The following is a 10,356-nucleotide window of genomic DNA, read 5'->3' as shown; positions in this document are numbered from 1 at the left end:
CTGAGAACGCCAGTTGTTCTGGGAACGCTACGAGGTCTCTCGTAGCTGAAAGAATCCCCAACCATAATCTTTGATTTGGTTGGGGAGCGTTCAATAAACTATAAAGGGATAGACTCCCTTTAAAGGATGGATAGCAACCATGCAAAGCCAACAAAAACTGCCCGCAATTCTCGATCGCCATTGGCTAAATCTGGCGATCGCCATTTTACTGCTCCTACTTTACCTGCCTCTCCTGTTTCACTGGGTTGACGGCTGGGTGAACAAAAGTATTAGCGTCGAACACGAATATTTCAGTCATGGTTTAATCGGAATGCCTTATGCGGCGGCGATCGCTTGGTCAAACCGCAAACGATGGCAGCGTTTAAGCGATCGTTCCCATCCCGTCGGTATCGCATTACTGGTTATCGGAGCCATTTTTTATATTTCTGGGACAACGGAACTGGTTAACCTATCGCTACCCATCGTCTTGGCGGGGATCTGCCTCTGGCTGAAAGGGGTTCCAGGGCTAAACCTGAATGGTTTTTCCCTCGGTCTGGTTTTCTTTGCCACTCCCAACAGCATTCCCTATCTGATCACCCCCTTCACTTTACCCCTGCAAGCCTTTATTGCTGGAACCGCAGGATTTATTCTTCATGCCATTAACGTCCCCGATATTGCCGTAGAAGGAATTTACATCACGGTTCAAGACAAATTGATTGAAGTCGCGCCCTATTGTGCGGGTTTGAAAATGTTGTTTACCAGTCTCTATGTTGGGGCGATGTTACTCCATTGGACAGGACTCTGGCGATCGCGCAAGAAAATTGTCTTTTTCGCCATTGGCGCGATCTTTATTAGTATCAGCGTTAATATTTTCCGCAATACGATCCTGACTTATTTACATGGCATGGGCTTTCCTGGTTTATTTGACTGGACTCATGCGGGGCTGGGTGGGGACTTAATCTCATTGACAATGTTAGTTTTGGTGGTAGTTTGGCTCGATATTATCGAACGCTTTGACACCTACTACAAAAAAGATAGAATTAGCGGCATTCTCGACTATGGTGCAATTCTCGCTCTACCCCAAGATTTATTCGCTTTGGTAACGGGAGGTTCTCGTCAAACCTCTAAGTCTCAGTCAACGCAGAAGGCTACTGAAGAAACAGAAAGCATCTCTGAGTTAGAACCAACAACACCTTCAGCCCCAGAAAGCATCTCCGAGTCAGAACCAACAACACCTTCAGCCCCAGAAAGCATCTCCGAGTCAGAACCGACAACACCTTCAGCCCCAGAAAGTATCTCCGAGTTAGAACCAACAACACCTTCAGCCCCAGAAAGCATCTCCGAGTTAGAACCGACAACACCTTCAGCCCCAGAAATACAAGCAAAAGATGAGGTGGATCGGCAATCGGAAAATGCCGATAAATTGTAACTTTCGATGACCCTAATTTTAAATATTGAATGAATATGAATCCGCTTAAATCCGAGTCTCAACCCCGATCGCCGCGATTTTCTCTGAAAGGACGAGGCTCAAAAGCCAAATTAGGGATCGTCGTTATTTTGATTATCATTTTGGCCATCGCCGCCCTTCCTGCTTATTTACAAGGGAGTTGGTCTAGTTTTTCTATTGCTGGGCTTAAACTCCCGGTCTGGGAGGTAAAAGCCCCCTGGCAAGAACCTTTTCCGGTGAAGAATCTCGGTCAAATTCGCAAGATTCGCGATCGCGGCATCGAGGTTCCCGGCTGGGAAACCCTCGAGAATGGAAAACTGAAAATTGGCGGTCACGACTGGAGCGGGCAAATTCTCGGCCAAAGCGATCGCCGAGATGTCACCCTCTTTTTGTTTCCGCAAACCGATCCAAAACTGCAACCGGGTGTGGAATGGGTTGATCTAGATGGCTTTTTTAAATGGAAGGTAGATTCCCAACGTCCTCTCAACTTTTCCGTTGCAGCAGGGGAGATGAAAGCCAAAGTTCGCGCCAATTTGTCCCTAGCAAGGGAAAGTCGCCGCTCTCCCTTTGGTATTCCTCAAACCGTTGCGGTGATTGAATGGTACGCCTGGGAGCAGGGGGGGGATTATTCCCACTCATATTGGTTTTGGCTCGACCAACGAGCGCAACTCAAACAAAAGCGTGTTCCTTGGATCGCTGTTGCTCTGAGAATTCCCGTCGATCCTAAAAGTACGTTAGATAGTGTCCAGTCCGATGCAGAAGCATTAGCTAAAATCGTACAAGTCAGCTTGATGCAGAATGTTTTCTCGAACCAAAATTAAACAAAACGCATGAGCGACACCAAAAAAGTCTTTCCCCGCCAATCTGGGCCGATTTCTTCACTTTCTCTGTTTTGCAGTCTGGCGATCGCCTTATCTAGTCTGGCGGGATTTTTAATAACAGAGAGTTGGGGTCAATCTTTCCCCTCCAATACAGAAAATCCCGACAGTGCTACCGAGGAAACGAGAGAACAACCTCTCTTTCCCGAAGACGCGATCGCCCCTCCCCCTGAAACTTTCCCTCCCGATAACTCCATACCCCCTCGGGGCTATATTCCTTCCCCTTTTGATGATCCTCCTTCTAATCAATTCAATACTTATCTGTTGGGGATTAACGATGCGATCTTGATTTCGGTTCCGCGCTTTCCAGAATTTGAAATTGCTACGCGCATCGACCCCCAAGGTAATGTTAATATTCCGCTTTTAGGTGCAGTTGAAGTGAATGGGTTAACGGTAGAAGAAGCCAAGACTAAAATTAGTTTAGAATTGGGCGCTCGTCTACTTAAAGAAGCTCCAGAAGTTTTTGTCAATTTAGAAAGTCCTCGCGAGACTGTGGTGACGGTCTTAGGTGCTGTTAGTAAGCCTGGATATTATGTTCTGCCTTTTGGTTCTGATCCCGTTGATGCTATTTTATCTGCTCAAGGTAGTCTTGAGGGCGCGGATTTAAGAGAGATTATTGTGCGTCGCACTTTAGTTGATGGCACAATCCTAGAACGGAAAGTAGATTTTTTGACCCCTTTAATTCAAGGACAACCGCAACCGGAACTATTTTTGCAGGGAGGGGATGCTGTCATTGTCCCCGAACTAGAATTAGGAGAAGAGAAAGACTACGATAGTCTATTGGCATCCCGTTCTAATATTGCTCAACCCTTTATCGTCGTCCGGGTTCTCAATTATCCAGGTCGGGGTCTTGGTCAAATCCAACTACCAGGAGGGTCTACTTTTGTGGATGCGATCGCGGAACTCAATCCGGCTTCAGATACCTCCAATCTGCGTAAAATTGGCTTAGTTCGTTTCGATCCCGAACAAGGTCAAGCCGTGACGCAGATTTTAGACGGAAAAGCAGCTTTTTTAGGGGATTTAAGTCAAGATATTCCCCTCAAAAATCACGATGTGATTGTGATCAACCGCAATTTGCTGGCTAAGTTGACTTATGGTTTAAATCAGTTTACGCAACCTTTTCGGGATATCTTGGGTTTCTTGCTCTTTTTCGATCAATTAAGCACTAGTGCCACAGATTTGTTCAACCCCTCAGTCAATCAATAGGAGAATTAATTGAGGGGAAGCAGTATCTAGAAGTCATCGGGAATAATCCATTGAGTGGGTTTGCTGAGTTTTTTCCTGCGGGCAGTTTCGGCAATTTCGTGCATTTGGTCTAAAGAAGTTTCCTGCATGAATTTATTCGCTTGTTCTGCATATTGAAGGTTGGGACATCGATCGCCTAAAACACAGCCATTCACGCATTCTTTCCCGCAATCAATTGTTGTTTCCATTGTCATTGTCTCCGAACTGCTTCGGGGCAATTGTAGCAAAAAAGAGGCAAAAAAGAGCTAAATTAATCTCGATCGCCGTTAGGATTCTTGCCAAGAGGCGATCGCATTTCCTTGAAACTGTAAGACGATCGTATTTTCTCTCTGTTTGACTTTTCTGGTGATGCGATCGCCACTGTCCCACAACCATTCAATAACCGCGCGATCGCCATCCCAGTGAAGAGCTTTGATCTCAATGCGAATCTCCTCACAAGTGGCAAAATAATCGGCAGTGGCCTGATAGATAGCTTCTTGTCCCTTTATTTTCTGCCCTCCAGCTAACACAAGTTCCCCGTCAAGGACAAAAAGCGAGGCAAATCTGGCGGCATCTTTCTCCCTGCACGCTTCTGCGGCTGCGGCGATCGCGTCTCTAGGTTCTGGATTCATATAACATCAAATCCGCATGAATATTATCATTAAAAATCTAGGGAGCGAGACGCTCCCACTACGATAATATTCAATTATTACAGTAGTGCGGGCATCTTGCCCGCTTGTTATACCCATTGATAATATTCAATTATTACAGTAGTGCGGGCATCTTGCCCGCTTGTTATACCCATTAACCGGATTTGATATAACTTTCGGTTTTCCGAATCGAGGATCGTTCAGTCAAAATGATACCATTGTGGATAAACCACTGTTGGCGATCGCGACATCGCTCAGAATCCCTTAAAAAGCTATCATGTTCAAGAAACTGCTCGGAGACCCCAACGCCCGCAAACTGAAGAAATATCAACCTCTGGTGGTTGATATTAACTTGTTGGAAGATGATATTAAAGCACTCTCCGATGAACAACTCCGAGGCAAAACCGGAGAATTTAAAGAACAACTCGCCAAAGCCAAAAGCGATCGCGAACGAGGGGATATTCTCGACGAAATTTTACCAGAAGCCTTTGCGGTCGTCCGAGAAGCCGCCTGGCGAGTTTTGGGAATGCGCCATTTTGACGTGCAACTCCTCGGGGGGGTTATTCTCCACGAAGGACAGATCGCGGAAATGAAAACTGGGGAAGGAAAAACCCTGGTCGCAACTCTTCCAGCCTATCTTAACGCCCTTTCCGGTCATGGCGTTCACGCCGTCACGGTCAACGACTATTTAGCGCGACGAGATGCAGAATGGATGGGACAAGTGCATCGTTTTCTCGGTTTGAGTGTAGGACTGATTCAAGCGGGAATGAACCCCAGCGAACGGAAACAGAATTATGGTTGCGATATCACTTATGCGACCAACAGTGAATTGGGTTTTGACTATTTACGGGATAACATGGCCACTTCAATGGATGATGTGGTACAACGGCCGTTTAATTATTGCGTGATTGATGAAGTAGACTCGGTTTTAGTGGATGAAGCCAGAACCCCTTTGATTATCTCTGGACAAATCGAACGTCCGACAGAAAAATACATGAAAGCCGCCGAAATTGCCATGCAACTGGGTCCCCAAAATGAAGAAGGAGAGGGGGAATATGAAGTAGATGAAAAAGCACGCAATGTTTTGATGACGGATGAAGGATTTGCTAAAGCAGAAGAACTTTTGGGGGTCAGCGATCTCTACGATCCTAATGATCCTTGGGCGCATTATATTTTTAATGCTATTAAAGCCAAAGAACTTTTTACTGATGATGTGAATTACATTGTTCGTGATGGAGAAGTGGTAATTGTTGATGAGTTTACCGGACGGGTACTATCGGGACGGCGCTGGAGTGATGGTTTGCATCAGGCGATCGAAGCCAAGGAAGGAGTAAAAATTCAAAATGAAACTCAAACTTTAGCGACGATTACCTATCAAAATTTCTTCCTGCTTTATCCCAAGTTAGCGGGGATGACGGGAACGGCTAAAACAGAAGAAGCGGAATTTGAGAAAATCTACGAACTACAAGTTACTATTGTTCCCACTAATTTACCCTCTAGGCGGCAGGATTTATCCGATGTCGTTTATAAAACTGAACCTGCAAAATGGCTGGCGGTGGCGAAGGAATGCGCGGAAATGCACGAATTGGGTCGTCCGGTATTGGTGGGAACCACTAGCGTTGAAAAATCGGAGTTCTTGTCTCGAAATCTCACGGAGTTGAACATCCCCCATAATATTCTTAACGCCCGTCCGGAAAATGTGGAACGGGAGTCGGAAATTGTCGCCCAAGCGGGTCGCCTCAGTACCGTAACCATTGCGACGAATATGGCAGGTCGCGGTACGGATATTATTTTGGGGGGAAATGCTGAATTTATGGCGCGGTTGAAGGTTCGGGAGTTTTTAATGCCTCGTATTGTCATTCCCGATGAGAAAGAATTGGTGGCGGCGTTGCCAGGGGTGCTTAAACCGGCGAAGAAGTCGCCGCAAGGGTTTGGAGAGGGTGAGAAGAAGAAAAAGACCTGGAAGGCTTCCCCGGAAATCTTCCCGACGGATTTATCTCCAGGCACTTTACAGAAGTTAAAAGAAGCGGTGAATTTTGCCGTCGAAACCTACGGTGAACAGAGTTTACAGGAGTTGGAAGCGGAAGATAAATTGGCGATCGCCTCGGAAAATGCTCCTATTAACGATCCGGTGTTGCAGAAGTTGCGGGAAGTTTATAATCTCATTCGCGAGGAATATGAAGCCTTTACCAGCAGGGAACACGATAAAGTAGTTGAGTTGGGTGGGTTGCACGTGATTGGTACAGAACGCCACGAGTCCCGCCGTATTGATAACCAGTTGCGGGGACGCGCCGGACGACAAGGGGACCCTGGATCGACGAAGTTTTTCTTGAGTTTAGAGGATAACTTGCTGCGAATCTTTGGCGGCGATCGCGTGGCGGGGTTGATGAATGCTTTCCGGGTGGAGGAAGATATGCCCATCGAGTCGGGAATGCTGACCCGTTCTTTGGAAGGGGCGCAGAAGAAGGTAGAAACCTTCTACTATGACACCAGGAAGCAGGTGTTTGAGTATGATGAGGTTATGAATAACCAACGTCGGGCGATTTACGCCGAACGCCGTCGGGTGTTGGAGGGGTTAGACCTCAAAGAACAGGTGATTGGTTATGCTGAGAAGACAATGGATGATATTGTCGAGGCTTATGTGAACCCAGAACTGCCGCCGGAAGAATGGAAGTTAGATGAGTTGACGGAAAAAGTGAAGGAGTTTATCTATTTACTTAAGGATCTGCTGCCGAAACACTTGGAAGATATGACTGTGGGAGAAATTAAAACTTTTCTCCATGAGGAAGTCCGCAAAGCCTACGATCTCAAGGAAAATCAAATCGAACAGATTCAACCTGGGTTAATGCGACAAGCAGAACGTTTCTTTATTTTGCAGCAAATTGATACCCTTTGGCGAGAACATTTGCAGTCAATGGATGCGTTGCGCGAGGCGATCGGGTTGCGGGGTTACGGTCAAAAAGATCCGTTAATTGAGTATAAACAGGAAGGATATGAGATGTTCTTAGAAACGATGGTCGATATCCGTCGCAATGTGGTTTATTCTCTCTTCCAATTCCAACCGCAAACGCAACAATCTGCTTAATTGATTGTTTTTGATCAGGTGAGGCGATCGCCCGAAAAACCTAGGGACGTAGTATGCTACGTCTCTACAGAAGGGATAGGAAAACATCGTTATTTGAACTTATTATAATCTTAAATCCGTTGCGACCCGATGAGCGCAAGCAAATCCCGAAAATGCCACCGCATTTAATCCTTGTCCTGGAAATGTACTGTCTCCCACGCAATATAAACCTGGAATAGAAGTGCGATTAAAAGGCATTCCCAATAACCCCATTAACTTGCGTCGAGGAATGGGTCCATAGGTCCCATCTTCTCGCCCTAAAAAGCGCCGATGGGTGCGTGCAGTCCCGACTTCCTGATAGTCCAAACCGGCAATTAAACCGGGGAAAATTACCTCCAAACGCTCGATTAAACGATAAGATGCTTCCTCTTTCTTCTCTTCATACTCTTGCGGAGGAAGTCCTTTCCAATCATCAATCCAACTGGGGGTAAACGCATGAATAATATGGTATCCTTCTGGAGCAAGATCGCGATCGAGTAAGGTAGGAATAGAAACAAAAATTGTTCCTTCTGGGTCTTCCATGTGCTGCCAATCTTCTAGTAAAATGTGATGGCATTCCGTCCCCTCGGGTAAAACTTCTGCTTTCACTCCCAAATGCAAACTTAAGAAACTGGGAGATTTTTGATAGCGCTGCTGCCAATTTTTCTCTTTCTTGGGTATCATTTCGGGGGGTAATAACTTCTCAAAGGTATCCCAGCGCGTAGCATTAGAAATAATGCGTTTACCTCGATATTCTGTCCCATTTGCCAATTTAACCCCGATCGCCTGTCCCTTTTCCATGATTATTTTTGTCACCCGTGCTTTATATTGAATCTGTCCTCCTGCTTTTTCCAATCCTTCCACCAACTTCAAGGCAATTTGACCCACTCCTCCCTTGGGATAGTTAATTCCCCCATAATGGCGATCGCTAAACACCATCCCAGCATTAATCATCGGCGTTTTATCTGCGGGGACCACCGACCAACAGTAACACTCCATATCAATAAACTTGAGTAAAATTGGGTCTTTAATATAGCGACGGGCAATATCTCCAGCATTTTGCGGCAAATATTTCACTAAACCGAGACAGGCGAGGGGATGTTGAAAAAAGACTCGCATTAAATAGCCTAACTCTTCTAAGGACAATAATTCCATCACATTCAAACAGTTAAACACCTGCCAGCACTCATCATAAAACTTGCGAATTCCTTCTTTTTCTTGAGGAAAGCACTTCCCCAGTTCTTGCAAATATTTCTCATAACTGCGATGGACTTTCAAATCTAATCCATTGGGTAAATGATAATGAATCTGACAGGAATCGGGAATCGTCTCCAAACTCACCCCTACCGCATCAAGAGCGCGAGTTAACAGGTTTGTCGTCCCTTCCGTCCCAAAACCAAAAATCATCGAGGCTCCCACATCAAAACGATACCCTTCCCGCTCAAAATACCCCGAGCTTCCCCCCGGAATGAGGTAGCGCTCTAAAACCAAGACTTTCGCCCCTTTTGCTGCCAGTTGCGTCGCTGTCACCAAACCGCCAATTCCCGACCCAACAACGATCGCATCCCAATTGGACACAGATTCTCTCTCTGGCGAAGATTTAATAGGGGTAGGGTGCATCTCAAAAATATCAATCTGTAGGGTGGGCAGGGGAAATTCTCAATATTTTTCCAGTTCTCTTTAATATACCCTCAATATATCCTCCCCACCCTACCACTGAGATGCACCCCAGTTTACTCCCCAAATGAAAAAAAAAGGGGACTCGACTGCTATCTGCGACTCGTCCCACTTATTCCTACTTTTTAGAGGAGAACACCATATAATCAAGATAACTCTATTGAGAATACCTGTCAATAGTATTTGAGAAAAATTCTCAACTATTTTTTGATTGCTCCGATCGCGGAGCATTGGCGGTACAATGACTGAGTTTGTAAAAAAAATCCTAAACAATAATTTTTAAAAAAGATGAGCTTGCAACTGCGCGTCTATGTTCCCGATCACCCCTTAATCAAGCATTGGCTGGGAGTTTCCCGCGATCGCGATACTCCCCCGTTTCTCTTCAAAAGCGCGATGGTGGAACTGGGACGCTGGTTGACTTACGAGGCCTGCCGTCACTGGCTGCCCACCCAAGAAACCACCGTAGAAACCCCCTTAGCCGTTGCTCCGGCTACCTTTGTCGATCCCTCTCAACCCTTGGCGATCGTGCCGATTTTGCGGGCGGGACTGGCTCTTTTAGAGGGGGCGCAAACTTTACTGCCTCTGGCGGCAATCTATCATCTCGGTTTAGTGAGAAACGAGGAAACTTTAGAAGCCAGTTGCTATCTTAATAGACTCCCCGATCGCTTCGACTCCGAAACCCGCATCTTGCTTCTCGATCCCATGCTGGCGACGGGAGGCTCGATGTTAGCAGCTTTGGAAGAACTGACCAAACGGGGCGCAAACCTGGAACTGATGAGAATTATTTGCGTTGTCACTGCCCATCCAGCCTTGCAAAAATTGAACCAAACCCACCCAAAGCTCACAATTTACACGGCAATGATCGACGAAGCCTTAAACGAAAAAGGGTATATTGTCCCAGGCTTGGGAGATGCGGGCGATCGCGCTTTTGGCACGTAAACCGTTAAACTGAAAGAAAGGGAAAACTCAGCAGGAAAGATTGAGATAACGAAAGATGAGTCAACAAGACGGATTTGCTAGTGGATTTATATTCGGCGCGATCGTTGGCGGCGCGATCGGCGGTATCGTGGGGGCGCTTGCAGCATCCAAACGCAGCGAGTTAAACGCGAATACTCTACAATCAAATGAAGACGAGATATTATCTCCCTCTCAGTCTTCCGCCAAATTTGAGAATTCTGAAGAGAGTATTGAAATTGCTCGTCATAGTTTAGAAGCCAAGATAGCCCAGTTAAATTCAGCGATTGAAGAGGTGCGCCAACAGTTGAGTAGTCCCGTCAGTAGCGAGAGTCAGGAACTCACCACTAAGTCCTCCGGACTCTAGCGGGAGCTTGAAAAAGCCCTAACCTGACCAGACTCAGCGAGAAATCGCTACGTTATTTAGGTCACGAAACCTACGAA

9 protein-coding genes are annotated in these 10,356 nt (G+C 46.2%); 6 read left to right on the top strand and 3 right to left on the bottom strand.

From position 1 onward, the window contains the following. Positions 1 to 139: 139 nt before the first annotated feature. The 3 genes from crtB to JUI58_RS16980 are packed head-to-tail and all read left to right on the top strand — an operon-like array spanning position 140 to position 3,510. Positions 140 to 1,408, top strand: a complete 1,269-nt coding sequence (gene crtB / locus JUI58_RS16990; RefSeq protein WP_204104992.1) for a cyanoexosortase B — start codon at positions 140 to 142, stop codon at positions 1,406 to 1,408. Positions 1,409 to 1,437: 29 nt separating this feature from the next. Beyond that, the gene (locus JUI58_RS16985) at positions 1,438 to 2,247 is read left to right on the top strand and encodes a cyanoexosortase B system-associated protein (protein ID WP_204104991.1); all 810 of its coding nucleotides are present in this window, start codon (positions 1,438 to 1,440) and stop codon (positions 2,245 to 2,247) included. 9 nt (positions 2,248 to 2,256) lie between these two features. Continuing rightward, positions 2,257 to 3,510, top strand: coding sequence for a polysaccharide biosynthesis/export family protein (locus tag JUI58_RS16980; RefSeq protein WP_204104990.1), 1,254 nt, complete (start codon positions 2,257 to 2,259; stop codon positions 3,508 to 3,510). Between the two features lie 26 nt (positions 3,511 to 3,536). Here JUI58_RS16980 and JUI58_RS16975 read toward each other — a convergent pair whose 3' ends face one another. Then, complete coding sequence (locus JUI58_RS16975; protein WP_204104989.1) at positions 3,537 to 3,737, bottom strand: hypothetical protein; 201 nt, start codon at positions 3,735 to 3,737, stop codon at positions 3,537 to 3,539. 78 nt (positions 3,738 to 3,815) lie between these two features. Next, positions 3,816 to 4,160, bottom strand: a complete 345-nt coding sequence (locus JUI58_RS16970; RefSeq protein ID WP_204104988.1) for a nuclear transport factor 2 family protein — start codon at positions 4,158 to 4,160, stop codon at positions 3,816 to 3,818. 295 nt (positions 4,161 to 4,455) lie between these two features. Here JUI58_RS16970 and secA point away from each other — a divergent pair, with 295 nt between their 5' ends. Further along, the gene (gene secA / locus JUI58_RS16965; protein WP_204104987.1) at positions 4,456 to 7,263 is read left to right on the top strand and encodes a preprotein translocase subunit SecA; all 2,808 of its coding nucleotides are present in this window, start codon (positions 4,456 to 4,458) and stop codon (positions 7,261 to 7,263) included. A gap of 102 nt (positions 7,264 to 7,365) precedes the next feature. Here secA and crtH read toward each other — a convergent pair whose 3' ends face one another. Beyond that, complete coding sequence (crtH, locus tag JUI58_RS16960; protein ID WP_204104986.1) at positions 7,366 to 8,901, bottom strand: carotenoid isomerase; 1,536 nt, start codon at positions 8,899 to 8,901, stop codon at positions 7,366 to 7,368. 345 nt (positions 8,902 to 9,246) lie between these two features. On the opposite strand from crtH, the gene upp reads away from it, so the two are divergent. Both upp and JUI58_RS16950 read left to right on the top strand, forming a co-directional pair. Continuing rightward, positions 9,247 to 9,897 carry a uracil phosphoribosyltransferase gene (gene upp / locus JUI58_RS16955; protein ID WP_204104985.1) on the top strand — a complete coding sequence of 217 codons (651 nt, stop codon included), beginning with the start codon at positions 9,247 to 9,249 and terminating at the stop codon, positions 9,895 to 9,897. 55 nt (positions 9,898 to 9,952) lie between these two features. Continuing rightward, entirely contained in the window at positions 9,953 to 10,279 is a 327-nt protein-coding gene (locus JUI58_RS16950) for a hypothetical protein (RefSeq protein ID WP_204104984.1), read from the top strand. Positions 10,280 to 10,356: the final 77 nt, after the last annotated feature.

Source organism: Spirulina sp. CCY15215 (assembly GCF_016888125.1).
In the GTDB taxonomy this organism is placed as follows: Bacteria; Cyanobacteriota; Cyanobacteriia; order Cyanobacteriales; family Spirulinaceae; genus CCY15215.
This window is presented reverse-complemented; position numbering and strand designations above follow the sequence as displayed.

Coding starts and splice junctions, on each gene's coding strand:
- JUI58_RS16975 (WP_204104989.1), bottom strand. CDS start 3,737: ATGGAAACAACAATTGATTGCGGGAAAGAATGCGTGAATGGCTGTGTT.
- crtB (WP_204104992.1), top strand. CDS start 140: ATGCAAAGCCAACAAAAACTGCCCGCAATTCTCGATCGCCATTGGCTA.
- JUI58_RS16980 (WP_204104990.1), top strand. CDS start 2,257: ATGAGCGACACCAAAAAAGTCTTTCCCCGCCAATCTGGGCCGATTTCT.
- JUI58_RS16950 (WP_204104984.1), top strand. CDS start 9,953: ATGAGTCAACAAGACGGATTTGCTAGTGGATTTATATTCGGCGCGATC.
- upp (WP_204104985.1), top strand. CDS start 9,247: ATGAGCTTGCAACTGCGCGTCTATGTTCCCGATCACCCCTTAATCAAG.
- JUI58_RS16970 (WP_204104988.1), bottom strand. CDS start 4,160: ATGAATCCAGAACCTAGAGACGCGATCGCCGCAGCCGCAGAAGCGTGC.
- secA (WP_204104987.1), top strand. CDS start 4,456: ATGTTCAAGAAACTGCTCGGAGACCCCAACGCCCGCAAACTGAAGAAA.
- crtH (WP_204104986.1), bottom strand. CDS start 8,901: ATGCACCCTACCCCTATTAAATCTTCGCCAGAGAGAGAATCTGTGTCC.
- JUI58_RS16985 (WP_204104991.1), top strand. CDS start 1,438: ATGAATATGAATCCGCTTAAATCCGAGTCTCAACCCCGATCGCCGCGA.